The 26,210-nt window shown below is 30.9% G+C and carries 26 protein-coding genes; 21 read left to right on the top strand and 5 right to left on the bottom strand.

Features of this window, described 5'->3' with window-relative positions; genetic code table 11:
• The first annotated feature begins 37 nt into the window (after window positions 1-37).
• The 10 genes from ES045_RS07915 to ES045_RS07870 all read left to right on the top strand — a co-directional run bounded on the left by ES045_RS07915 (window position 38) and on the right by ES045_RS07870 (window position 9,029).
• Window positions 38-1,156, top strand: a complete 1,119-nt coding sequence (locus ES045_RS07915) for an SDR family oxidoreductase (RefSeq protein ID WP_147115069.1) — start codon at window positions 38-40, stop codon at window positions 1,154-1,156.
• Between the two features lie 31 nt (window positions 1,157-1,187).
• Window positions 1,188-2,186, top strand: a complete 999-nt coding sequence (locus tag ES045_RS07910) for a metal-dependent hydrolase (protein WP_147115066.1) — start codon at window positions 1,188-1,190, stop codon at window positions 2,184-2,186.
• Window positions 2,187-2,380: 194 nt separating this feature from the next.
• Window positions 2,381-3,397, top strand: coding sequence for a Gfo/Idh/MocA family oxidoreductase (locus tag ES045_RS07905; RefSeq protein WP_147115063.1), 1,017 nt, complete (start codon window positions 2,381-2,383; stop codon window positions 3,395-3,397).
• Between the two features lie 104 nt (window positions 3,398-3,501).
• Window positions 3,502-4,368, top strand: coding sequence for a YkgJ family cysteine cluster protein (locus tag ES045_RS07900; protein ID WP_147115060.1), 867 nt, complete (start codon window positions 3,502-3,504; stop codon window positions 4,366-4,368).
• Between the two features lie 211 nt (window positions 4,369-4,579).
• Window positions 4,580-5,365, top strand: coding sequence for a hypothetical protein (locus ES045_RS07895; protein ID WP_147115057.1), 786 nt, complete (start codon window positions 4,580-4,582; stop codon window positions 5,363-5,365).
• A gap of 172 nt (window positions 5,366-5,537) precedes the next feature.
• Window positions 5,538-6,596 carry an endonuclease/exonuclease/phosphatase family protein gene (locus ES045_RS07890; RefSeq protein ID WP_189663048.1) on the top strand — a complete coding sequence of 353 codons (1,059 nt, stop codon included), beginning with the start codon at window positions 5,538-5,540 and terminating at the stop codon, window positions 6,594-6,596.
• 132 nt (window positions 6,597-6,728) lie between these two features.
• Entirely contained in the window at window positions 6,729-7,094 is a 366-nt protein-coding gene (locus ES045_RS07885) for a hypothetical protein (protein WP_147115051.1), read from the top strand.
• A 72-nt stretch (window positions 7,095-7,166) separates the two neighbouring features.
• Window positions 7,167-7,577, top strand: a complete 411-nt coding sequence (locus ES045_RS07880; protein WP_147115048.1) for a DoxX family protein — start codon at window positions 7,167-7,169, stop codon at window positions 7,575-7,577.
• On the top strand, window positions 7,574-7,996 hold the full coding sequence (locus ES045_RS07875) for a DsrE family protein (protein WP_147115045.1): 423 nt from the start codon (window positions 7,574-7,576) through the stop codon (window positions 7,994-7,996). Before ES045_RS07880 ends, ES045_RS07875 begins: the two co-directional genes overlap by 4 nt.
• A gap of 10 nt (window positions 7,997-8,006) precedes the next feature.
• On the top strand, window positions 8,007-9,029 hold the full coding sequence (locus ES045_RS07870; protein ID WP_147115042.1) for a TQO small subunit DoxD: 1,023 nt from the start codon (window positions 8,007-8,009) through the stop codon (window positions 9,027-9,029).
• A gap of 192 nt (window positions 9,030-9,221) precedes the next feature.
• Here the strand turns inward: ES045_RS07870 and ychF are convergent, their stop codons facing one another.
• The 3 genes from ychF to ES045_RS07855 all read right to left on the bottom strand — a co-directional run bounded on the left by ychF (window position 9,222) and on the right by ES045_RS07855 (window position 11,330).
• Window positions 9,222-10,313 (bottom strand): redox-regulated ATPase YchF, encoded by a 1,092-nt coding sequence (gene ychF / locus ES045_RS07865; protein WP_147115039.1) that lies wholly within the window; start codon window positions 10,311-10,313, stop codon window positions 9,222-9,224.
• A 52-nt stretch (window positions 10,314-10,365) separates the two neighbouring features.
• Window positions 10,366-10,893 carry a hypothetical protein gene (locus tag ES045_RS07860; protein WP_147115037.1) on the bottom strand — a complete coding sequence of 176 codons (528 nt, stop codon included), beginning with the start codon at window positions 10,891-10,893 and terminating at the stop codon, window positions 10,366-10,368.
• Window positions 10,894-10,979: 86 nt separating this feature from the next.
• Window positions 10,980-11,330, bottom strand: coding sequence for a 4Fe-4S dicluster domain-containing protein (locus ES045_RS07855; RefSeq protein WP_147115034.1), 351 nt, complete (start codon window positions 11,328-11,330; stop codon window positions 10,980-10,982).
• 69 nt (window positions 11,331-11,399) lie between these two features.
• Between ES045_RS07855 and ES045_RS07850 the strand changes: the two genes are divergently transcribed.
• The 10 genes from ES045_RS07850 (at window position 11,400) to ES045_RS07810 (ending at window position 21,024) form a co-directional block, all read left to right on the top strand.
• Complete coding sequence (locus ES045_RS07850) at window positions 11,400-12,461, top strand: acyl-CoA reductase (RefSeq protein ID WP_147115031.1); 1,062 nt, start codon at window positions 11,400-11,402, stop codon at window positions 12,459-12,461.
• Window positions 12,462-12,568: 107 nt separating this feature from the next.
• A complete protein-coding gene (gene serC, locus ES045_RS07845; RefSeq protein WP_147115028.1) occupies window positions 12,569-13,633 on the top strand; it encodes a 3-phosphoserine/phosphohydroxythreonine transaminase in 1,065 nt (354 codons plus the stop codon).
• A 71-nt stretch (window positions 13,634-13,704) separates the two neighbouring features.
• Window positions 13,705-14,655 carry a D-2-hydroxyacid dehydrogenase gene (locus tag ES045_RS07840; RefSeq protein ID WP_147115394.1) on the top strand — a complete coding sequence of 317 codons (951 nt, stop codon included), beginning with the start codon at window positions 13,705-13,707 and terminating at the stop codon, window positions 14,653-14,655.
• 3 nt (window positions 14,656-14,658) lie between these two features.
• On the top strand, window positions 14,659-15,897 hold the full coding sequence (locus ES045_RS07835) for a DUF1015 domain-containing protein (protein ID WP_147115025.1): 1,239 nt from the start codon (window positions 14,659-14,661) through the stop codon (window positions 15,895-15,897).
• 53 nt (window positions 15,898-15,950) lie between these two features.
• Window positions 15,951-16,616, top strand: coding sequence for a YggS family pyridoxal phosphate-dependent enzyme (locus ES045_RS07830; protein ID WP_147115022.1), 666 nt, complete (start codon window positions 15,951-15,953; stop codon window positions 16,614-16,616).
• 30 nt (window positions 16,617-16,646) lie between these two features.
• Window positions 16,647-17,732, top strand: a complete 1,086-nt coding sequence (locus ES045_RS07825) for an exonuclease domain-containing protein (RefSeq protein ID WP_147115019.1) — start codon at window positions 16,647-16,649, stop codon at window positions 17,730-17,732.
• A 101-nt stretch (window positions 17,733-17,833) separates the two neighbouring features.
• A complete protein-coding gene (locus ES045_RS16620; RefSeq protein WP_223267208.1) occupies window positions 17,834-18,121 on the top strand; it encodes a hypothetical protein in 288 nt (95 codons plus the stop codon).
• Window positions 18,122-18,396: 275 nt separating this feature from the next.
• Window positions 18,397-18,888: a hypothetical protein gene (locus ES045_RS16615; RefSeq protein ID WP_223267207.1), complete on the top strand. Its 492-nt coding sequence runs from the start codon at window positions 18,397-18,399 to the stop codon at window positions 18,886-18,888.
• A gap of 809 nt (window positions 18,889-19,697) precedes the next feature.
• Complete coding sequence (locus tag ES045_RS07815; protein ID WP_147115016.1) at window positions 19,698-20,231, top strand: RNA polymerase sigma factor; 534 nt, start codon at window positions 19,698-19,700, stop codon at window positions 20,229-20,231.
• Window positions 20,232-20,235: 4 nt separating this feature from the next.
• Window positions 20,236-21,024 carry an anti-sigma factor domain-containing protein gene (locus ES045_RS07810; RefSeq protein WP_147115013.1) on the top strand — a complete coding sequence of 263 codons (789 nt, stop codon included), beginning with the start codon at window positions 20,236-20,238 and terminating at the stop codon, window positions 21,022-21,024.
• 15 nt (window positions 21,025-21,039) lie between these two features.
• On the opposite strand, the gene recG is transcribed toward ES045_RS07810, so the two are convergent.
• Together recG and ES045_RS07800 are read right to left on the bottom strand one after the other, a co-directional pair.
• Window positions 21,040-23,136: an ATP-dependent DNA helicase RecG gene (recG, locus tag ES045_RS07805; RefSeq protein ID WP_147115010.1), complete on the bottom strand. Its 2,097-nt coding sequence runs from the start codon at window positions 23,134-23,136 to the stop codon at window positions 21,040-21,042.
• A 62-nt stretch (window positions 23,137-23,198) separates the two neighbouring features.
• Entirely contained in the window at window positions 23,199-23,576 is a 378-nt protein-coding gene (locus ES045_RS07800; protein ID WP_189663047.1) for a DUF11 domain-containing protein, read from the bottom strand.
• Window positions 23,577-24,997: 1,421 nt separating this feature from the next.
• Between ES045_RS07800 and ES045_RS07795 the strand changes: the two genes are divergently transcribed.
• Complete coding sequence (locus ES045_RS07795) at window positions 24,998-26,209, top strand: RsmB/NOP family class I SAM-dependent RNA methyltransferase (protein ID WP_147115005.1); 1,212 nt, start codon at window positions 24,998-25,000, stop codon at window positions 26,207-26,209.
• Window position 26,210: the final 1 nt, after the last annotated feature.

The raw sequence follows: 26,210 nt of genomic DNA, 5'->3' as shown, positions 1-26,210 counted from the left end.
GTATTTTTACTGGTTGAAATACAGCTTAAATATATCTATGAATTGTTTATTAACTGGTGGTGGCGGAATTGTTGGAAGTCACATTATTTTTGAATGGCTACACAAAGCCATTGTAGAGAAAACAGTACAGCATCTTTTTCTTATTATAAGAGATAATGATCATAAAACAGCGCAAGAGCGCTTAGTCGCTATTTTACAAGATGAATCTTGTCCTGAGTATTTAAATAGCTTTAGTTTAGAAGCCTGTTTGGAAAAAATCACGGTCATACCGCATGATTTATCAACTATTACTAAAAGCACTTTAGAAAAACATAATTTTAGTACGGTTATTCATTGCGCTGGCTCTACAAGTTTATTACATACTACCGATTCTAAAGAGAAAGTACACACGCAAAACTACTTGGTAACAAAGCAACTTTTAGAGCAATTACCAGCAGCCGTAAACCGTTTTATTTACATTAGTACTGCGTATTCTTTTGGCATTCAGGATGAAAAAGTAAATGACAACATTGAAAACTATACTGTTACAGAATTTAGAAATCCGTATGAGCAATCTAAATACGAAAGCGAATTGTATGTAAAAGAAACCTGTAAATTAAAGAATATTTCTTCTCAAATTTTAAGACCAAGTATTATTTGCGGTCGTTTACTGGATGCTCCTTTTTATGAAACACCTAAATTTGATGTTTTTTATTCATGGCCAATGTTTTTAGACAAATATGCAACCAAAGCTACCAAAAACTTTAGAATTTGGATTGATAAAGAAAGTGGGTTGAACATTGTTCCTGTAGATTTTGTATCGAAAGCAATTTTATACGCATTTTTAAATCCTGCTATAAAAGAATTGAATATTGTGAACCCTAAACAGATTTTACACAAAAATTATGTTGGTGCTGTTTTACAATCTTTTAATGTAAATTCTTATGAATATGTAGCTGAAATGCCAAAAGATTTAAATGGTTTTGAGCAGTTATACTACAAAAGTATCGGAAGTCTTTTTGAAAAATATGTATCGGTTCCTGATTTACAATACCATCCTGAACAAATTTTAAAACTGATGAAAGCCTTAAAATTAGACGATACCTTAGGGGTTCATGAAAATTTCATGAACTTAATTGACTTTTCAGTTGAAAAAAAATTTAGAAAAAGTTACTAATTAAAATAGCAAATTAAATACATTTTAAAAATTGGATTCATTAACTCAAATAGTTTTAGGTGCTGCCATTGGAGAAGCCGTTTTAGGAAGAAAAATTGGTAACAAAGCCATGTTATATGGTGCTATTGCTGGTACAATTCCCGATTTAGATGTGCTTTCTGCCTTCTTTACAGATAAAGTTACCGCATTAGAAATTCACAGAGGTGTTACACATTCTATTTTTTTCTCTGTACTCTTTGCTCCTATTTTTGCGTTTCTAGTTACACGATATGAGAAATATAAAAACCTTAAAAATTGGTCTTGGTTTTTCTTTTGGACTTTTATAACACATCCTATTTTAGATGCACAAACCACTTGGGGAACGCAACTTTTTTGGCCTTTGGATATTCGCTTAGCCTTCAAAAATATTTTTGTGGTAGACCCTTTATATACCGTTCCGTTTTTGATTTTTCTAATTTTAGCAATGCGTCAAAAAAAGGAATCGAAAAAAAGACGCTTTTATAATAATTGGGGATTGCTTATTAGCAGTTCTTATCTAATACTTGCGCTTGTTTTAAAAGGGATTTCATATCAAACATTCACCAAAGAACTTTCTGCACAAAACATTATTTACAAAGACATAGAAACAAAACCAACACCATTAAACACTATTTTATGGACGGCAAACGTTGAAACTGAAAAAGCTTTCTTAATTGGTCATTCTTCTTTTTTAGATAAGAATCCGATTGCCTTTTCTAGCTATCCTAAAAATCATGAGTTATTAGGTGATTTGGCAAAGCATCCTAAAGTAAAAAGAATGATTGCTATTTCTAAAGGTTGGTACACCATCAATAAAAAAGACGACATTTTATATTTTAACGATTTACGTTTTGGTGCACTAAGCATGCAACCTAATGCTGAAAACTTCGTTTTTAAATACAAGATTGAAGTGGATGCAAACGGAACTCCGTTTTTTATTGAAGAGCCTAAAGAAAAAAGTGATGGTAAAAAATTGTTATCGGAATTGTGGGAAAGGGTTAAAGGGAATTGAATCAGTTTAAAATCATAATACTCTATATTTTCTTTGATAACATCAAATGATGCTATAAAAAACACAATCAATCTTCGAAATAACATCTTCAATTTTAAATTAAGAATAGACAAAACAGCGTGTATTAAAATTATTATATTTGACCAAAACGGAGAATAACGCAACGCTGTTCAAGAAAAATAAATCAATATTAAATGACCATAACTCCAATAAAAACAGGAATATTATCTTTCGGAATGTCCGGACAAGTATTTCATTCCCCTTTTTTGAATGAACATAAAAATTTTGAATTAAGTGCTGTTGTTGAAAGAACTAAAAAAAAGGCACATCTTATATATCCAGAGATAAAAAGCTACGATACTATTGATGCACTTTTAGCAGATCCAGAGATAGAGTTAGTCATTGTTAACACACCAAATCCTACTCATTTTGAGTTTGCTTTAAAAGCATTAAAAGCGAAAAAGCATGTGTTGCTAGAAAAACCTTTTACAGTAAATTCTTCAGACGCAAAGAAATTATTTGAAGCAGCAAAGAAATACAATTGTGAGGTACTTCCATACCAAAACAGACGGTACGATAGTGATTTTTTATCAGTAAAAAGTGTATCAGACTCTGGTAAATTAGGGAAATTAGTAGAATTCCACCTTCGTTATGATCGCTATAAATATGTTATTGGCGAGAAAGTCACCAAAGAAACGCAAGTTCCGGGTAGTGGTTTAGCCTATGATTTAGGTCCGCATTTACTAGATGCAGCAATTTCTATTTTCGGAACTCCACTTAAATGGACTAAAAACTTGGGTCATTTTCGTCCGGATACTCAGGTAGATGATTATTCTCACTTTCATTTATTATATCCAGAAGGTCTGCAAATTTTTATTACAACAAGCATGTTGGTTTCAGAACCACAACCTGCATTTATTTTACACGGAACAAAAGGTTCATATGTAAAGCAGCGTGCAGATGTTCAAGAAAAACAATTATTGGAAGGCATGATTCCGTCGAATCCTTTATTTGGTATAGAAGCACCTAGTAAACAAGGTATTTTAACATCCATTACAACAGAAGGAATAAAAAAACAGGAACCTATAACTTCTAAAAAATCTTCTTATATGCACGTGTTCGATGATGTGTACAAAACCCTTAGAGAAGAGAAACCGTATCCGGTAACAGCACAACAAGTGATACAGCAATTAGAAATTTTAGAAGCTTAAAACCAGTTGATAAAATTTCGCTACCATTTAGCCTCAAGATTGCTATTAATCTTTAGCTTTGTGGTTATTCCATTTAATAAAACCATTACAAATCAATCTTAATAATGCAAACAACAAAACTAAGTTCTCAAAGTATATTACCACTTACCTGTTCTCGAGCTGGAACTTGTTGTTTTGGAAAAGCTGTCATGTTAAATCCATGGGAATTATTATGTTTCAGTAAAGAGAAAAAAATTACTGCACGAGCATTTAGAGATTTGTATTCAGATTTTGGCGGTATTAGACTAACCTTTAACGGGAAAGAAGATAAAAAAGGACAAAAAGCTTGCAGTCAGTATGTAGAAAATGTAGGTTGTAGTGTTCACGAAGGTCGTCCGTTAGCATGTCGTTTGTATCCGTTAGGACGTCAAATACAATTTGATAAAGCACATTATATTTATGAGGGGAAACAGTTTCCTTGTTTAACGGATTGCGCAGAAGTTTTAAATTTGCCTAAGTTAAGTGTTGGTGAATATCTAAAAGGACAAGATGCGGCTCCTTTTGAAAAGGCGCAAGATGCCTATTTGCTCATCATGCAAAACATCGCTGATATTGCTTTTGAGTTATTATTAGAGTCTGGTTTGGCAGCTTCTGGAGATTTCAAAACATTAGCAGTTTGGAGAGAAATGGGCAACGAGCTTCCAGAAATTTCAGCGGAAAGAATAAGTAAAGAATGGATGGATTGTTTGATGATTCCTGAAATAACAACAGACACAGAGAATCCTGTTACTTTTGCTCAAAAACACAATGATTTGCTATTATTAAAAGCACAAGAAAAATTTGGGAGTTTACAAACACTTGTAGAACTTCACGAAGCTTCTGTACTTGTAATGGGTGTGGCACTGCATTTATCTAGAGGTTTAGGAGCAGACACAAAAGGGATTGCAGAACATTGGGTAGAAACAGCAAAAAGTAATGGTGCTAAAGCTTAATATCAATTGAAAACCTATTTTTTTTCGCTTCTATAAGAATTGATAATTTCTGTTTAACTAAAGACATATTTGGCGTAAAATTTGTTTTAAAACACATAAATATCGATTCGATTTTATGTTTGAATAAATTATTTCCTTTTTATAAAAAAAGAGAACTAATTTGTAAGGATTCAAATGCTGCTGCGATTATTAACGTATCTTAAAACATCACATGAAAAAAACTATTATTACATTACTTGCAGGTTTAGTGCTTATTGTAGGCTGTAAAAAATCGCCAGCAACCACAAAACAAATTACAGAGAAACCTATTGAAAAAACCTTTTCTCAAAAAATTGAAGTAGCACATAAAAAAGATGCTTTTTTAACAAATGAAGCAATACAGTTTGATGCTTTGATTGAATTTGGAGGAAATGAAATTTTTGATGCTAAAGTTACTGTTTCTACAACATCTGATTTGGCACAAATTACTTATAAAAATGGTGATGAAATTTTTGTAAATAAAGAAAATATTTTTGTTTCTCCTAGCTTAAAAGACAATCCGGGAGTTCGTTTTCATGCATATACTTGGAGTTATTTTTTCCTTTTTCCTTATAAATTAAATGATGATGGAACAAAATGGAATGATGCTTTTAAAACAAAAGAAATCAATCCTGCTTTTGACATTTCAAAATTAACTTTTGGGGCAAATATTGGTGATGCACCAGATGATTGGTATATTGTATACAAGAATAAAAACACCCATCTTTTAGAACATGCTGCTTATATTGTTACTGCTGGGAAAACCAAAGAGGCGGCAGAAGCAGATCCGCATGCGATAAAATACCAAGATTATAAAATGGTCGATGGCATTCCGTTTGCTACAAATTGGGGCTATTATGGTTGGAATATTGAAACAGGATTATCTGATAAAATAGGAAGCGCTACAATTACCAATATTAAATTTGTTGAAGGTTTTAGAGACAGCTTTTCTATTCCTGAAAACTTTCTAAAGAAGTAATTATTTGTTACAACACTTTAAGAACTCACTACCGAAAAAATTTGGTAGTGAGTTCTTTTTTTTAATAGAGGTTTTATCTGTTGCCTCTTTATTCAAAAAAAGCGAACTTGGCTAACTATATATTAATATGGTTAAAATACACACTATCTTCAGTATTAAAATTGATGCTAAAATGAAAAACAGATTATTATACTTAACACTTATTATTTTACTATCCGTATTACAATCTTGCCGTAAAAGCATACAAAAAGAACTTACTTTTCTAACATTTAATGTTTGGCAAGAGGGTACTTCTGTACCTAATGGATTAGAAAAAATTAGTGCTGTTATTATAGAGACCAACCCAGATATTGTCTGTTTTGTTGAAGTTAGAAATTACAACAACGAAGATTGGACTACAAAAATAGTAGGATCTTTGAGAAAAAAAGGTAAAAAATACTATAGAGGCTTTATTGGCGGTGATGTGTCTTTTATTAGTAAATACCCAATAAGTAACGGTAAGAAAGTATTTAAAAATGAAGATAAAGGTACCGTTGTAAACTTTGATGTAAATGTAGACGGAAATGTAATTGTTGTTTCTGGAGCTCATTTAGATTATACTTATTATGCATCTAACTTACCAAGAGGTTATAATGGAGGTGACCCTAACTGGAAAATAATGGATGATGGTAAAGGGAATCCTACTCCGAATACAATTGTAGATTCAATTCAGGCATATAATTTAAAATCTACAAGAGATGAGGCGATTTCTTCTTTTATCGATTTTGTAAAATCGGAATCAAAACCAATTGTTTTAATGGGAGATTTTAATGAACCTTCTTTTCTAGATTGGACAGAAAACACTAAAAATATGTTTAGCCATAATGGAGTTTCCATTCCTTGGTACAACACCAAAAAATTACATAAAGAAGGATTTATAGATGTTTTTAGAACATTCTATCCGAATGAAAAAAACAACCCAGGTTTTACCTGGCCCTCATATACTCATGAAAAAAAATCTACAAGTTGGACGCCTTTAGCCGATGAAAGAGACCGAATAGATTATATTCTTTTCAAAGGAAATACTATAATAATAAAAGATGTATCTCTTGTTGGTCCAAAAGAATCTTACGTTTTTAATAAATTAGAAAGCTCTAATACTGACAAAGAAAAATTTATGGCTAACGAGATCTCTTGGCCTAGTGACCACAAAGGAGTATATGCAAAACTCTTGTTTACATTTCAAAAATAATTAAACCTAACAGCATTGATGGAATTTCCTTTTAATACAATGACCAAATTCGTTTGAATCGTCGATTTTATTAAGAAAATAATAACATCTTACCATTTAAACTTTCAGTAGATTTGAATCGTACTAAATAAGATGAATAAAAAAGCGATAATTAATATATTTCCAATCTTAGGGCTTGCCCTGTTATTGTTGCTTTCACCTTGTAAAATTCAAAATTTTATTCAGGGAGAACTCGATTTTCCACAAACAGAAACCTCTAAACACAATAAAACGACAATCGTTAGTTCTAACTGTGATGAATTACGTATTAGTAGCATCAATTTAGTTCATAAAAACACCTCTTCACAAAAATCACCCGCAATATTAGCAGACTTTAAATTGACTTTCTGTGTCTCTAATTTCCCTGTTAGCTATACGCCACCTCCTGAAGCAAGAAACCATGCTGTTTCTAAAATTTCGCTTTATATTTTATATCAAAACTTTAAAGATTACCTATAATTAACCTTTTTTTTCAGGGAAAACAATCAGTTTACAACAACTGATATTGTATTAATTTATAGATCATCTAAAATGAAATTTCAAGAAAAAACACTTGAAGTGAACTACAAATCTGTGGTTATACTTCGTATTATGCTAAGCTTAATTTTTATCGTAGCAAGCACTAGCCATTTTTTTAATACCCAAAAAACCGTAAACAGAATAGAACGAGCTAATATGGGATTTATTGGTACTATTTTTGGATCTCCAGAAATGGCCGTAATTCTATCTGGTATTGCAATGTGTATTGCAGGTATCTCTTTACTTATTGGTTATAAAACACAATTTGCAGCAATACTGTTAATCGCTATTTTAATACCAATTACTTTAACAATTCAAGTCGGACAAATGACAACCTTAGGCCCACTTTTTAAAAATATAGCCATACTTGGTGGACTCATATTTTTTAGTATCAATTCAACCTTAAAAACTCAAAAAACATGAAAAAATCAATTCTAATTATAACAACACTATTCCTTTTATTATTTGGAACACACCAATTAGTAGCTCAAAGTTTTAATCTGAAAAAAAATAATTATTTAGTTCTTTCTAAAAATATAAAACAGCTTAAACCTGTTATGTTAGCCGCAAAATCTTTAGCGATAGAAGACGGCAAGAAATATGGCGATTTCTACATTATCATTTGCGGAAAAACAGTAAATAATATTCCAAATAACCCTGATTTTAGGGCGCTTTTAAATGAAGCTACAGAACAAAATATAACCATTTTTGCGTGCGGAATTTCTCTTCAAAAATTTAATATAAGTCAAAATCAACTGCCTAAGCAAATCAAAATTACAGAAAATGGCATTTTATATGGACTACAGTTAACAAAAAAAGGATTTACCTCAATAACGATATAAGCAATTCAAAATGAAAAATATCAGTATAAAAAATGATGCAGGCTTATTAGTGCTAGCAGTAAGATTAGTAATTGGTTGGACGTATTTTTCTGCCTTTTGGAGAAGAACAATACTAGCCAATAAACTCGACCCAGAAGTGGCTGGGTATATTGGTGAAAAATTCAACAATTTCTTACCTAACGCATTAGGTATAAAACCAATAATTCTATACTTAGTAGAAAATCCAGACATGCTGTGGTTAAGTATGGTGATTTTTACAATTGTTGAAGGTGTCGTTGGTTTTTTTATCTTATTTGGTTTGTTTACTAGAGCTATGAGTATCGCTGTTTTTGGCTTAGCCATGGGTATTCTTCTTGGTTCTGGCTGGATTGGTACGACATGTCTAGATGAATGGCAAATTGGTGTCTTGGGAATTGCTACAGGTTTTATGCTATTCTTAACAGGAAGTGGAAAGTATTCTTTAGACAATTATTTGATGAAAAAGAATTTCACAATCACAAAAAAGAAATGGTTTCCGTGGATAGGATCTGGAATCTTACCTATTAAAGATCGTATTTTCTCTAAAGTAGTGCTTATTGGCTCATTACTTATTTTTGGAATGACGTTAATGACCAACCAAATATTTCATGGAGGACTTTGGGGAACGCTTCATAACAAATCTGTAAAACCAAAATTAGAAATTACAGAAGGTGCCATTAACAATAGCACATTATCTTTTGATGTATTTAGAACGGAAGGTGTAGATGTTTATGGTTCTTGGCTTATAGGTATTACATTAACGGATAAACAAAGTAATACAGTACTAGAGTACACGCAAGAAGATTTAGCTTCTTTAGGCAAAGAAAGTATTTCAAACTATTATGTAGCCAAAATAAAACCAGGCAAACATAGCTTGATTATACCGTTAGGAGCAAAAGCAAAGTTGAATTTAAAAAATGAAGCCTTATCAAAATTAACCAAAGGTAGCTATATTTTAAAAATGACAGATATTAGTGGTGCATATTGGGAGCATAAAATCTCGATAACAAATTAAATTAAACTCAAAGTAAAAAAAAATAGCAGTTTGGGTATAAACTTAAGCTGCTATTATTTTTAGAACTAATTATTAAATCTAAATTACGGTCCATTCTAGATAATAAAATAGCAAAATAGCAAAAAATAAATGTGCCTAAAAAAATCCCAATGATTTCTCATTGGGATTTTCAATTTATATATTTCTAAAAAATTACACGTTAAAACGGAAGTGCATAACATCACCATCTTTAACAATGTACTCCTTACCTTCTACTCTCATTTTACCAGCTTCTTTTACTTTTGCTTCAGAACCATAAGTTACAAAATCTTCATACGCAATCGTTTCTGCTCTAATAAAACCTTTTTCGAAATCTGTGTGAATAACACCTGCTGCTTGTGGTGCAGTAGAACCAATAGGAATTGTCCAAGCTCTTACTTCTTTTACACCCGCTGTAAAATACGTTTGTAAATTTAATAGTTTATAGGCAGAACGAACCAATCTAGCAACACCAGCTTCTTCTAAGCCAATATCTGCTAAAAACATTTGTCTTTCTTCGTAGTCATCTAACTCAGTAATATCTGCTTCTGTACCCACGGCTAAAACAATTACTTCTGCATTTTCATCTTTTACAGCTTCTCTTACTTTTTCTACATATGCGTTTCCTGAAACAGCAGAATCTTCATCAACATTACAAACATATAATACTGGTTTTAAAGTAATGAATTGCAAAGGTGCTACAAATTCCATTTCTTTCTCTGAAAAGTCTAATGTTCTTACAGAAACTCCCTTTAATAAAGTTTCTTCAATTTTTAGCAAAACAACCAATTCTGCTTGCGCTTCTTTGTTACCTGTTTTTGCTGTTCTTTTTACGCGTTCTAAACGTTTTTCAACCGCTTCTAAATCTTTAAGTTGCAATTCGATATCAATCGTTTCTTTATCTCTAACAGGATCTACAGATTCATCTACATGAATAATATTATCGTTATCGAAACAACGTATTACATGTAAAAGCGCGTCTGTTTCTCTAATATTTGCCAAAAACTGATTTCCTAAACCTTCTCCTTTACTTGCGCCTTTTACAAGACCAGCAATATCTACAATCTCTACAGTTGCAGGTAAAACTCTTTCTGGATTAACCAATTCTTCTAACTTTTCAATTCTTTTGTCTGGTACATTTACCACACCTAAGTTTGGTTCTATTGTACAAAAAGGAAAGTTAGCACTTTGCGCTTTTGCATTTGATAAACAATTAAATAAAGTTGATTTTCCTACGTTTGGTAATCCTACAATTCCGGCTTTCATATTGATAAATTTTGCGAGTGCAAATATAGTTTTTAGTTTCTAATTTTTACAGCTATTTTAAAATCCAATTATAGATATCCTGTTGTAATTCTATTTTCATTGCTTTTATTCTTAATCTTATGATAAAAACGGGCACTAGAAATAATAAAAAAGCTTCTAAAAGAAGTGCAAAAACTATCGGAAAAAGAGGTTCTGAGCTAGAAATTAATTTATAACCAACAAAGTAAAGTGCAAAAAAAAAGATTGATACATATATTGTAACACTTGTATTTGAAAACCCTTTAATCTCTGTATTTAAATACAATACATCGTTTTTTTGTCTAAAATGACCTTTAATTAAACATGCCTTTTTATTAAAACTAAAGAATGTTTTTCGTTTTCTAATTTGAATTCCTTCATGTTCTACAGTTCCTACATACTTATATTTATTTCGTGAAAAATATTCTAAAAGCATCGAAGAAAAGGTGGTTTCTTTTAACGCTATCTTTTTTCTACAAATTTTAACAAAATCGATTCTATCTATAGGAATCGCAATAGAAAAGTGTTGTATTAGTTTTAATTTATGTAAAAATGCAATCATAAAAATGAATAAAATAGTAGTTTATGTAAACAAAAAATCCCGAGTTTAAAACTCGGGATTTTAATTTTATACTTAGTTAAGAAGTATTAATCGTTATGCATAAACTTCTGTTTCGCTAACAATTCTTCATCTGTTTCTACATTGTCATCATCTGGCACACAACAATCTACAGGACAAACTGCAGCACATTGCGGCTCATCATGGAAACCTTTACATTCTGTACATTTATCTGCAACAATGAAATAGATTTCATCTGAAATGGGTTCTTGCGTTTCATCTGCATTTACAGACTTACCATTTGGTAAAACTGCCTTTCCTTCTAAATCTGTTCCTTCTGAATATTTCCAATCGTCTGCGCCTTCATAAATTGCAGTATTTGGACATTCTGGTTCACATGCGCCACAATTTATACATTCATCTGTTATTATAATTGCCATAATTTTCTTTTCTGTTTTGTACCTTTGCAATTGCAAAAATAACGCCAAAATTAGTTACAACCAAAATAAATGGATAGTATTCAAAATAGAATTACTGCTTTTGTGAAATTAGGAGCTTTTTTAAGTCAGTTTTCTCAAGAAAAAATTGATGAAATTGAAGGAATAGAACACAATGATTTATTTTTTGATGGTTTTAAACATCAAATAAAAATAGCACAAGAAAAAAACTCTTGGTTTACAAAAGAGAATATTGTTTTTGCTTTAGAAAGTTGGTCTAAAGCACTCACAAAAAATAATTTAGAAGCTTGGATTTCTAAAAACGAGTTGCAGACTGCTTCTAATAAAACAGTGGCCATTGTTATGGCGGGAAATATTCCTGTTGTAGGCTTTCACGATTTCTTGTCTGTTTTAATTTCTGGGCATGCAGTTTTGGTAAAACAGTCTTCTAGTGATAAACATTTATTGCCTTTTTTAGCTAAATATTTAGAATATGTAGAAGAAAGTTTCAAAGGAAAAATCACTTTTACAGAACAAAAAATAGAAAATTTTGATGCAGTTATTGCTACAGGAAGTGATAATACTGCGCGTTATTTTGAATATTATTTTAAAGACAAGCCTAATATCATCAGAAAAAGTAGAAATTCTGTTGCAGTTATTACAGGCAGAGAAACAGAAGAAGATTTACAGAAATTATCGGATGATGTTTTTACCTATTTCGGCTTGGGTTGTAGATCTGTTTCTAAAATCTATGTACCAAAAGACTACGATTTTAACAATTTCTTTAATGGAATGTTCGTTAAGAAAGACATCATAAATAATGCAAAATATGCCAATAATTACGATTATAACAAGGCTGTTTATTTAATGAGTTTATTCGATTTGTTAGAAAACGGATTTCTAATGATCAAAGAAGACGAGAGTTACTCCTCTCCTATTGCCACAATTTTCTACGAATATTATGACAATGAAATCGATTTAAAAATAAAATTGCATCAAGACAAAGAAAAAATTCAATGTATTGTTGCCAAAGACTTTATAGAAAATGAAGTTGGTTTTGGTGAAACTCAAAATCCGAATTTATGGGATTATGCAGACGGAGTGAATACATTAGAGTTTTTATCAAAAATATAACCCTCGCAGAGAGATTTTACAATTAATCGCGAAGACGCAACATTTTTCGCAAAGTTCACAACGTTTTTCAACATTGAATTAAAATATTAAATTATGAACCTAATCCTATGAAAAAACATAATTTTAGTGCAGGACCTTGTATTCTTCCGCAAGAAGTATTACAAAAAGCATCTGAAGCAATTCTTAATTTTAATAATGACGATTTATCTCTAATCGAAATTTCTCACAGAAGTAAATCTTTTGTGATGGTTATGGAAAAAGCAAGATCTTTAGCTTTAGAATTGTTAGGTTTAGAGAATAAAGGCTACAAAGCAATCTTTTTACAAGGTGGTGCAAGTTTAGAGTTTTTAATGGTTGCTTATAATTTATTAAATAAGAAAGCAGCATATTTAAATACCGGTACCTGGGCAGACAAAGCAATTATAGAGGCAAAAGCTTTTGGTGAAGTGCTAGAAGTTGGCTCTTCTAAAGACAAAGGATACAATTACATTCCTAAAGGATACACAATACCAGAAGATGTAGATTATTTTCACTGCACTAGTAATAATACCGTTGCAGGAACACAGATGAAAGAATTTCCAGAAACAAATGTTCCTTTGATTTGCGATATGAGTTCAGATATTTTTTCTCGTCAGTTAGATTTCGAAAAGTTCGATTTAATTTATGCGGGTGCACAAAAAAATATGGGTCCTGCAGGAGCAACTTTGGTTATTATCAAAGAAGAAATCTTAGGAAAAGTAGAAAGACACATTCCTTCTATGTTAAATTATCAAATTCACATAGACAAAGACAGTATGTTTAATACACCTGCTGTTTTTCCTGTCTACGTTTCTATGCTGACTTTACAATGGTTAAAAGATTTGGGCGGAATTAAATTTATTGAGGAAGTGAACAACAAAAAAGCGGCACTTTTATATGCAGAAATTGATAGAAATCCCCTTTTTAAAGGAATTGTAGCAAAAGAAGACAGAAGTACTATGAACGCTACTTTTACATTAACTGATGCTTCTTTAACAGAAACATTTGATAAAATGTGGACAGCAGCAGGAATTAACGGTTTAGATGGCCACAGAAGTGTAGGCGGTTACAGAGCAAGTATGTACAATGCATTACCATTATATAGCGTACAAACTTTGGTAGATGTAATGCAAGAATTAGAAAGAAAAAATTAAAATAATAATTTGAAATTTTAAAAAATATACTATTTTTTTAAGGTTTCAATTTTTGAATGTTTGAATAGATGATGAAAATATTAGCAAACGATGGAATTTCTCAAAGTGGAATAGACGCTTTAGAAAAAGGAGGTTTTGAAGTAATTACAACAAAAGTTGCCCAAAATCAATTAGAAAATTATATCAATGAAAATAATATTGATGCAATTTTAGTAAGAAGCACCACACAAGTAAGACAAGAATTAATTGATGCCTGCCCAGGTCTAAAGTTAATTGGCTGTGGTAGTAATGAAATGGATAATGTTGATTTAGATTATGCTGAAGACCAAGGTTTACACGTTATAAATACGCCAACAGCTTCTTCAAGCGCTGTTGCAGAATTGGTTTTTGCTCATTTATTTGGTATGGCACGGTTTTTACATTCTTCGAACAGAGAAATGCCTTTAGAAGGAGATTCTCGTTTTAAAGATTTAAAAAAAGCCTATTCTCAAGGAATTGAATTAAGAGGGAAAACTATTGGAATTCTTGGTTTTGGAAAAGTGGGACAAGAAGTTGCTAAAATTGCTTTAGGTATAGGAATGAATGTAGTTGCAACTGATACTGTAATCACATCTGCACCTATTTCTGTTGAATTTTTCAACGGACAAAAAATTACAATAAATATAGATACTGTTTCTAAAGAAGAGTTATTAAAAGAAGCAGATTTTATAACGTTACATGTGCCAGAACAAGACGATTACATTATTACAAAAGATGAAATCGAAAAAATGAAGGATGGTGTAGGAATTATAAATACTGCAAGAGGCGGTATTTTACATGAAGTAGATTTGGTAAAAGCTATTGAAAGCGGAAAGGTACAATTTGCAGGTTTAGATGTTTTCGAAACAGAACCAACACCAGCTGTTCAGTTATTAATGAATCCAGAAATTTCTTTAACGCCGCATATTGGTGCAGGTACAAAAGAAGCACAAGATAGAATTGGTACAGAATTAGCACAACAAATTATTCAGCTTTTAAGCTAACGTATGGCAATTGTAAAACCGTTTAAAGCAGTTAGAGCTACAAGAGATAAAGTAGCGATGGTTTCGTCTAAATCATACGAAGTTTATACGCCAGAAATGTTAGATGCTAAGTTGGCTTTTAATCCGTATACCTTCTTACATGTCATTAATCCTGGTTATAAATATCACAAACAAGATGTTAGCGGAGAGTTGCGCTTTAAATTGGTGCACAATCGGTATTTAGAGTTTAAAGAAAATGAAATTTTTACGCAAGACAAAATCCCTGCTTTCTATATTTATCAGAAAACAACACCTACAAATTCTTTCTGCGGAATAATTTCTGCAACTTCTGTTGAAGATTATCATAATAATATCATCAAAAAACACGAAGGAACACTTAAAGAAAGAGAATTATTATTTGAAAACTACTTAAATAACACGGGTTTTAATGCAGAACCAGTGCTGTTAACGTATCCTGATAATGATGGAATTGCATCCATAATTAAAAAATACAAGCAGCAAAGAGCAGAATACGAATTTTCTACCACCGATAAAGAGTCACATTTACTTTGGGTTGTAAATAATGCCGTAGATATCGAAAAAATAACAGCAGCGTTTAAAGAAATTGATACGTTGTATATTGCTGATGGCCATCATAGATCTACCTCTTCTTGCTTATTGGCAGAAAGATTGGCAAAAGAAAACCCGAATCATACAGGTGAAGAAGATTATAACTTTTTTATGAGTTACTTATTGCCAGAAAGTGAATTAAGCATTTATGAATTTAATCGATTTATAAAAGACCTTAATGGCTTAACTCCGCATGAGTTTTTAATAGAATTAGATACTTTTTTCAGAATTGAAAATCGAAAGCAAGAATTATATAAGCCTAAAGAAAAATATCACTTTAGCATGTATTTAGATGGTGAGTTTTATGCTTTACATTTACGTAAATCTAATTATAATTTTACAGATGCATTAAGTAAACTAGATGCTCAAATTTTGTACAGCACCGTTTTAAAACCAATTCTAGGGATAGAAGATATTAGAAATGACTCTAAGATTGTCTACTCTCAAGATAAAACGGATAGTTTCGAATTGAAAACCAAAGTAGATTCTGGTGACTTTAAAGTTTCTTTCGGAATGTTACCAACATCTATACATGAACTAAAAGAAATTGTAGATGCAGATTTATTAATGCCTCCGAAAACAACGTATATAGAACCAAAGTTAAGAAGTGCTTTAACTATTTATGAATTTTAACACATCGTGTTCTTTTTAACGTGTGTTATAAACTAATTTAAAAAACGTAATTAATGGAAATACAAAAAAAAATACAGGAAATAAAAGATTCAATTCCTAAAAATGTAACCTTAGTTGCAGTTTCTAAAACAAAACCAGTTGCCGATTTACAGGAAGCTTATGATGGCGGGCAGCGTGTTTTTGGTGAGAACAAGATTCAGGAAATGGTAGATAAGTTTGATGTTTTACCCAAAGACATACAATGGCACATGATTGGTCATTTGCAGAGTAATAAGGTAAAATACATGGCACATTTTGTCAATTTAATTCACGGAGTTGATAAATTTAAAACATTAAAAGAAATAAACAAACAAGCAAAAAAACACGATAGAATTATCAATTGTTTGTTACAAGCAAAAATTGCTAAAGAAGAGACAAAGTTTGGTTTATCTTTTGATGAAATTGAACGTATCTTGCAATCATCTGAATTAGCTACTTTAGAAAATATAAATATTGTTGGTTTTATGGGAATGGCTACGTTTACAGACAACCAAGAACAATTACAAGAAGAATTTTTATCTTTAAAAGACTTTTTTAAAAATCAGCAGTTAAAAACTGAAACTAAAAATTGTACACTAGAAACCCTTTCTATGGGAATGAGTGGCGATTACAATTTAGCAATCAAAAATGGAAGTACTATGATTAGAGTAGGAAGTTCTATATTTGGTGATCGAAATTAAAAATAATAATTATCCTTTAAGAAAAAGAATTTGTACGTAATATTAGATATCGAAACAACCGGAGGTAAGTTTAATGAAGAGGGTATTACAGAGATAGCCATCTATAAATTTGACGGACATTCTGTTGTAGATCAATTCATCAGTTTAGTAAATCCAGAAAAAGAAATTCAGACATTTGTTGTAAAACTTACAGGAATCAATAATAAAATGTTGGCAAATGCACCTAAGTTTTACGAAGTAGCCAAAAGAATTATAGAAATAACCAAAGATTGTACCTTGGTTGCACATAATTCTGCTTTCGACTATAGAATTTTAAGCACAGAGTTTGATCGATTAGGGTATGACTTTAACAGAAATACACTTTGTACTGTAGAATTAAGTCAAAAATTAATTTTAGACCAACCTTCTTACAGTCTTGGTAAACTAACCAAAGCTTTAGGAATACCAATGACAGATAGACATAGAGCTTCTGGTGATGCTTTGGCAACGGTACAATTATTCAAACTACTTTTAGAGAAAGATATTAATAAAACCATTATTCAAGGTTCTGTAAAGTATCATGACAGAAGAATTGAAAAAGAAAAACTTCAGAAACTATTAGATACGGTACCAAAAGAATTAGGATTGTTTTATGTCCATGATTCCGATGGGAAAGTTATTTATTTAGGTCGGGGAAAAAATTTAAAATTTGAAGTAAATAAGTTGTTTTTAAAACAAACCAGAAGAGCTTTAAAAATACAAGATAGAGTAACTTCTATCTCTTATGAAAAAACTGGTAACGACTTGTTTACACGTTTAAAATATTATATTGAATTAGAAACCTTATCACCCAAATACAACATAACGAAAAAAAGAAAACCATTTTTACAAGATTTTAATAGTGAAAACTTTCTAATTTTTGATAAAGGAAGAGAAATAGAAGAACGTGCTGTAATTCTTATAGAAAATAGAGAAGTTTACGGTTATGGCTACACTAACTTGGCGTATCAAGAAAATAAAATAGACATTCTTAAATCTATTTTAACACCAATAGAAGATAAGGTTTTAGCTAAAGCAATTGTAAAAGATTATTTAAATAAACAAAAGGTTCAAAGAATTGTACGTTTAGAATCATGAAAAAAACACTAGTTCTACTACCTACTTTATTTGCTACTCCTATAATTGCTCAAAAAAATTAATCTTCTAAAATATGGCAAACCATCATAGAAGAATTAGCAATGACAGTTTATGATAAAGATTCTACAGTAACTGCAGTTGTTTTGTATGAGCATGCGAATAGCTATATAGATTCTAGTAATAATTATGAAACGAGAACAGATTTTTATTATAGAATTAAAATTTTAGACAAAACTGCTTTTAATTTAGCCGACATTACGCTTCATCTTTTTGAGAAAAAAAGACTTAAATATTTAAAAGCAACAACCTATAATCTTTCTGATAATAAAATAACTAAAAATCATCTTTTAGAAAAAAATATTTATACCATAAAAGAAGGTGAACACTAGACAATTAAGAAGTTTACTTTTTCGAACATAAAAGAAGGAAGTGTACTAGAATATAAGTATAGTATTTTATCACCATATTTAGGTATTGATGATTGGCTTTTAAATCTGATATTCCGAAAATAAAAAGTGAATTTGATGCTGCTATTTTAGGGAACTATTAATATAACATTCGTTTAATTAGGTTTTTAAAACTAAAAAAAGACCAACTATCTATAAAGAAAAACTGTATTACTATTAATGGTTCTTCTGGCGCCTGCGCTATATACTCATACGGAATGAATGATATTCCTGCGTTTATAGAAGAAAATTATATGTTAAGTAAGAAAAACTACCTCTCTAAAATTGTTTTTGATTTAGAGTCATATACAGATATAAAAGGAAGTATCGAAAATTACACGACGACTTGGCAAAAAGCAGACAAAAAGTTAAAAAGTCAGTTTTTCAATAACCAAACTTCTAAAAAGAATTATTTTAGAAAGAGAATTCCAGAGAATATTTTAACTATTGAGAATCCTTTAGAAAGAGCTAAGGAAATTTATACTTTTATTCAGCAATATTTTACATGGAGTAAAAATTACTGGACCAACAAAGATGCCAAAATAAAAAATGCTTTTGATGAAGCCATAGGAGGTGTTGGCGAAATAAACTTATCTATTTACAATAGTTTGAAGGCAGCAAATTTAAATGCAAAATTAGTTGTATTATCTACCAAAGATAATGGCATTCCTACAAAATTGTATCCAATAATTTTGCCTATAATTACGTAATAGTTAGCGTAACAATAGACGATTTAAATTATTATTTAGATGCTACAAACAAATTTCTTCCTTTTGGAGAACTCCCCACAAGAACTCTTAATGGAGAAGCAAGAATTATAAACTTTAATAAAGAGGGAAGCTGGGTTACTTTAAAACCAAATAGACAATCTGTAAAGAGAATTGATGCAAATTTAACTTTAAATGAAGAAGGCACTTTTAATGGCAACTTAATAGTTACTAAATCTGAATATTATGCCGCTAATTTAAGAGAAAAGTTAGCTACATGATCTACACAGTCTTATTTAGATGATTTCGAATCTAGAAATATAGATTTAGAAGTTGAAGATTATAAAGCCGACGTACAAAAAGACCTTGACACAGAAATAAGAGAACTTTTTAAAATTAAAATCATAAAAAACGAAAGCTTAGGTGCTAAAATTAGAATCAATCCTTTTATTTTTGACAAGTTAAAAGAGCGTTTTTATCCTGTTGATTGTGATTATGCAATAAAAAATAACTTTTCATTAAGTTTAAAGATTCCAGAAAACTATATAATTGCTCATTTTCCCAAAGAAAAAGCATTTGCATTACCTAATAAAGGCGGACTGTATACGTTAAGAGTTATTGTTAAGGACAATACTATTACTATTTTCTCTAGATTTGGTATTCATAAAAAAATGTACACAAAAGAAGAGTATTTTGCTTTGAAAGAGTTTTACAAACAAATAATTATTACAGAAAACTCTTACATCACACTAGAAAATAAAAAGTAAGATAATTACTTTTTTGAGTATTAAAATTCTATTTTAGCAGCAAATATGGATAAACTCGATCAATTAATTTTACAATTTCAAGCGAAGGATGTAAAAGCCTATGAAAAACTTTACAATATGTATTGTAATAGTATTTCTGGCGTTGTAAACACAATTGTTAAAAATGATGATGTTGCGCAAGAAATTACGCAGGACGTATTTATAAAAGCCTGGAATAAATCTGATTCTTATTCAGCAAAAAAAGGTCGTTTTTTCACATGGATACTAAATATTGCTAGAAATGCAGCAATAGATTACACCCGTTCTAAAAAGTTTAAACAGTCAAAACAAAACCTTAACTCAGATTTTTTCGTAGATATATTAGAAACAAGTGATAGTTTAGATAGTTCTACAGATGCTATAGGCATTAAAGAGTTTGTTAAAAAACTTGGCGAAAAATGTAAATCTGTAATAGAATTATTGTTTTTTAAAGGGTACACCCAAAAGGAAGCCTCAGAAGAATTAGACATACCCCTTGGTACAATAAAAACACGCAATAGAAACTGTATTGCGGAATTAAGAACAATGGTTGGAGTTTAAATAAATGAATATAAAAAACTACATAGAATCCGGAATTTTAGAACTGTACATTGCAGGCTCACTCTCAGAAAATGAGAATGAAGAAGTGTATGTTGCCATTAAAGAAAACCCAGAATTGCTTACAGAGGTTTTATCGATAGAAAGTGCTATTGTAAAACTAACTGCTGCTGCTAAAAAAGATTCTGAATATTCTTTTGCAACTATAATAAAAGAAATAGATAAAACAGAAACAAAAGTAATTTCTATTACGAAACCGAAAACAAATTGGTTACAATATTCTGGTTGGGCAGCAACCTTACTTATAGGAAGTACTTTGATTTGGTCTCTTTCACAGAACAATAAATTAAAAGACCAAGTTGCTTCAGAAAAACAACAATTAGAACAGCAAATAGAAAATGCATCTAATAGTTTAGCAGAAGCAGAAAAATTAATTACTGTTTTTAGAGACAAAGATATTATATCTGTTCCTTTGGCAGGACAGCAAGTATCTCCTAATTCGTATGCAAAAGTTTATTGGGACAAGAAAACGAAGAGTATTTACTTAGATGCTAAAGGCTTACCAGAACCACCAAAAGGAAAAGTATACCAAGTTTGGTCTTTAAAAATGAGTCCGTTAACACCAACAAGTTTAGGTACAATAGATACATTTACAGCAGATGCTAACAAAATTTTTACCATTAAAAATGCAAATGAATCTGAAGCATTTGGTATTACTTTAGAAAACGAAGGTGGTAGCGAATCGCCTACTTTAGAACAATTATATACGCTAGGTGTAGTTGCAGCTACTCCGTAAAAATTATAAAATAGTTTAACTAATATTTGACCAAATCTTAGACGATTTGGTCATTTTTATATACGCATTTTTTATTGGCAGGTTTCCTTCATTAGACAAATTACCATCTTCTTGTAAAATTGAAATAGCCGTATTTCTAGCATGCACTAGAATTTTAGTATCTTTTACAACATCGGCTATTTTAAGGTTTAAAACACCACTTTGTTGCGTACCCATAATGTTTCCAGGGCCACGTAACTTTAAATCTACCTCCGCTATTTTGAATCCGTCTGTAGTTTCTACCATTGTTTTTAAGCGTGTTTTTGCCTCTGCAGACAGCTTATAACTTGATAATAAAATACAATAACTTTGGTCTGCTCCTCGCCCAACTCTCCCTCTTAATTGATGCAATTGAGAAAGCCCAAAACGCTCTGAACTTTCAATAATCATAACGCTGGCATTCGGTACATTAACCCCAACTTCAATTACAGTTGTTGCCACCATAATTTGAGTTTCACCTTTTACAAAACGTTGCATTTCAAATTCTTTGTCTGCAGGTTTCATTTTTCCATGTAAAATACTTATTTGGTATTTTGGTGATGGAAATTCCCGCGAAACACTCTCATAACCATCCATTAAATCTTTATAATCCATTGCTTCCGATTCTTCGATTAAAGGATAGACCAAATAAATTTGTCTTCCTTTATCAATTTCATCTCTAATAAATTTAAAAACAGACAATCTGTTGCTATCAAAACGATGTACCGTTTTTACTTCCTTTCTTCCCGGGGGCAATTCATCAATTACAGAAATATCTAAATCACCATAGACAGACATTGCCAAGGTTCTAGGAATTGGTGTTGCTGTCATTACCAAAATATGTGGCGGAAGCTCATTTTTAGCCCACAATTTAGCTCTTTGCTTCACTCCGAATCTGTGTTGTTCATCTATAATTGCAATTCCTAAGTTTTTAAACTGTACTTTATCTTCTATCAACGCGTGTGTACCAACTAAAATATGCAGTGTTCCGTCTTCTAAATTTTTATGAATTTCTCTACGTTTTTTTATTTTTACGGAACCAGTTAAAATATCAACTTTAAGATTCATTCCTGCCACAAGTTCTGAAACCGCAATAAAATGCTGATTTGCCAAAATTTCTGTTGGCGCCATAATTGTGGCTTGAAAACCATTATCTATTGCCAAAAGCATCGATAAAATTGCGACAATTGTTTTTCCTGAACCTACGTCTCCTTGTAAAAGACGATTCATATGTGCACCCGAAGCAACATCTTTTCGAACTTCTTTAAGTACTCTCTTCTGTGCATTTGTTAAATCGAAAGGAAGTTTCTCTGCATAAAATTTATTAAAAACGGCACCTACATTTTCAAAAATATAACCTTTATTTTTTGTCTTGTTGATGAGTTTCTTGCGTAACAATTGCAATTGAATAAAGAAGAGTTCTTCAAATTTTAAACGATATTCTGCTTTTGCTAAATTTTCTTGACTTTTAGGAAAATGTGCATTAATTAAAGCGTCTCGCTTAGACATTAACTTAAAATCTTCTATAACTTCTAGTGATAAGCTTTCTGTGATCGTTTCAAAAAATTGTTGAAATACATTCTGAACATAACCTCGCATTAATTTATTAGAAATACCTGAGTTTATTAACTTTTCTGTAGAATGATATACGGGTTGCATTTTGGTTTGCAACTTCTTTTTATATTCGGTAACCAATTCTAATTCTGGGTGCGGAATGCTAAAGTTACCATTGTAATGATTCAACTTACCATAAACTACATACGGTTCATTAATTTTTAGAGCATCTTTAATCCATTTTTGTCCTTTAAACCAGACCAACTCCATGGTTCCTGTGGCGTCTTGAAAAGTTGCTACCAACCTACTTCCCCTTGTTTGAGCTACAGATTTTACACGGGTAATTCTCCCTACAATTTGCACTTCAGAAGAATTTGGTTGTAAATCTTTTATGGCATAAAAAGCAGTTTTATCAATATATCTAAAAGGGAAAAAGTTGAGTAGATCGTTGCATGTTTTTATGCCCAATTCTGTGTACAAAAGTGCTGCTCTTTGTACACTAACTCCGTTTATGTATGTAATAGGATACTCTAAGTTCACTTTTAAATATATGAGTAGCGAAAATAATGATTTCGTATTACAAATTTAGGTGATTTTAAGTTTTAATTATTTGTTTTAGGATAAGAATCTATTTCGTTTTGTTGGTTGTGAAAAGAAAAAACTGCTTCTTTATTAATTTTTAAGATACCAGTAACCTCAATAGTTGCTGCCAGTTTTAATGTAAAAATATCCCTTTGTTTAAATTGTAAATTTCCTAAACTCCAAATACCCGTAATAGGTTCATAAATGGTACTCCCCGGAATAATAGATGCCAATTCACTAAATATCAATGCTTTTGGCAACACATCTTTTATTTTAACATCATTCGCTATTAAACCGCCGTTGTTAGTTACAAAAACACTAAAAAACACCAAACTACCCAGTTTTATAACTGGTGAATCAACTTTTTTTATTAGTGATGCATCTATAAAACAGGACAACTTGTACGCGACATCTTTTATACTAGATGTTATATCTTGCTACACTGAGGTTCCATTCAATAGCGGGAATCCTAAATTTAGACTACCAGCAGAGGTTTCTACTATTATCTCGAAGCTATCATCTACGCCAGGGTTTACTAAATCTTCAAAAACAAAATTCCCTGAACCTTCAATAGCATCTGGACAACCATTATTATCTGAATCTGTGTCATGTTGATCTATAATTCCATCAAAATTAAATCTATCATCTACAGAATCTGCATTAGAATCTACAAAACCAATAGTATCAGCATCCCTGTAATCTAAAATACCATTTTCATCGCTATCTAAATGAGGGGTTTACACCTCCATTTTCTTCAACATCTAAATATCCCATCATTATCATCATCTAAATCGTTTAAATCTACGAAGGTATCTCTATTAGAATCTAAGCAAAACTCAAAACCTGACCCAAAAACTCCTTTGGTATCTACAAATACACCATAAATCTCTAAATCATTATTTTCTATTAAATCTAAATTAGTAGTAACATCTATTAATTTTTTAACTTTTATTTTTATACCATAATAGTTTTGTGTCGTTTTAAAACCAACATTAAAAACTCAGCTAGTTGTTCTGACCAATAAATTAATTAATAAAGTTAAATCTAATAAATTGGATCCAGAAGCAGCTTCGATTACGTTCTCATTTTTATCTAAAGTTTGCACAGTTAAACTATAGAATAAAGGCAATTCTACTATTGATGGATTAGAACTAGATAAAAAAGCTGCTGTGTTTGTTACCTCACAACCTACACAAACCAAACCTCCAACTACTGTTTGGCTATAGTCTAAATATGTAGAGAGTTCTGTAGCATTGATCTAATAAGTTTGATTACAGGCCATTTCTTTAGGACATAATTTTTGAATTGTACTGTTATATTAAATTGAATTCGAACTTCATCGAAACTACTTGAAGTTATCATACCAATAGTTTGCCTATTTATGCCGGTTAACAAAGAGGCACTTAATAAAATACTAGTTCTACTTGTACTATCTCCTGTTGCTATGCCATTTAAATAAGTAACTAAAAAAATATTATTTCTTATAACTTTCATAAATATGAATGTTTAAAAAATTGCATGATTTTGAATTTTATAAAATGAAAACCATCCGATTATGGTATTTCTACTATAAGAGTATCTTCACTTAAATTAATCTTCAATAAAAATTGTTCTCTTAATTTCAATAAAAATCATGCTCCAAAAACCAAGCATCCGCCTATAAAAATAGATATAACATACTTATTTTAAATACAATAAAAGTTTTTTAATTATCCAAATATTTTTTTTTCTATAAGATTAAAGCGTAAAATATTATTTACATTAACATTAGAAACTCAAAATAGATATTTGTAACTTTGCCGCTTCTACAAAATAAAAAATGAGATTACACAGAAACTTAACTTTTGCTGTTATAGACAGTGTTAGAGATATATTTAATGAAGGCGTTTATGCAGACAAAGCTGTAGAAAAAGCCTTAAAACGTGATAAACGCTGGGGAGCAAGAGACCGTAAATTTGTTGCAGAGACAATTTATGATATTGTTCGTTGGAACCGCTTGTATGCAGAAATAGCAGAAGTAAAAGCACCTTATGATAGAGATAATATCTGGAGGTTATTTTCTGTGTGGTGTATTTTAAGAGGAATTGCGTTACCAGATTGGAACCAAATTGGTGATGTACCAGAAAGAAAAATTAAAGGTCGTTTTGCGGAACTTTCTAGAACCAGAAAATACAGAGAATCGATACCAGATTGGATGGATGAAATGTGTGTTAATGAATTAGGCGAAGAAATCTGGACCAAAGAAATTGCTGCATTAAATGTACAAGCAAATGTTATCTTAAGAACCAATACCTTAAACATTTCTAAAGAAATGTTACAAAAGAAATTAAAAGCAGAAGGTGTAAATACAGAATTTGTGCCGAATCATCCAGATGCATTAATTTTACCAGAGAGAGCAAATGTTTTTAAAACAGAAGCTTTTCATAATGGATATTTCGAAGTTCAAGATGCATCCTCTCAATTAGTAGCTGCTTATTTAGATGTTAAACCTGGTATGAAAGTAGTAGATACTTGTGCAGGTGCTGGAGGTAAAACATTGCATTTAGCTTCCCTTATGGAAAATAAAGGACAAATTATTGCGATGGATATTTACGAAAGCAAACTCCGTAAATTAAAAGTAAGAGCAAAAAGAAACAAAGCACACAATATAGACATGCGTGTAATCGATTCTACAAAACCAATTAAAAAGTTACAAGGAAAAGCAGACAGAGTTTTAATTGATGCTCCTTGTTCTGGTTTAGGCGTTATTCGTAGAAACCCAGATTCTAAGTGGAAATTACAGCCAGAGTTTATAGAAAATATTAAAAAAGTACAACAAGACGTATTGCAACAATATTCGACAATGGTAAAACCAGGAGGAAAAATGGTGTATGCAACTTGTTCTGTTTTGCCTTCAGAAAATCAAGAACAAGTTCATATTTTCTTAACATCAGATGCAGGAAAAGACTTTACATTTGTATCAGATAAAAAAGTATTAGCGCATATTTCTGGTTTCGACGGATTTTACATGGCACTTTTAGAAAGGAAATAAA

Source organism: Polaribacter sp. IC073 (genome assembly GCF_007997075.1).
GTDB lineage: Bacteria > Bacteroidota > Bacteroidia > Flavobacteriales > Flavobacteriaceae > Polaribacter.
Note: the sequence above shows the minus strand (reverse complement) of the source record. Positions and strands in the feature narration are given on the sequence as shown.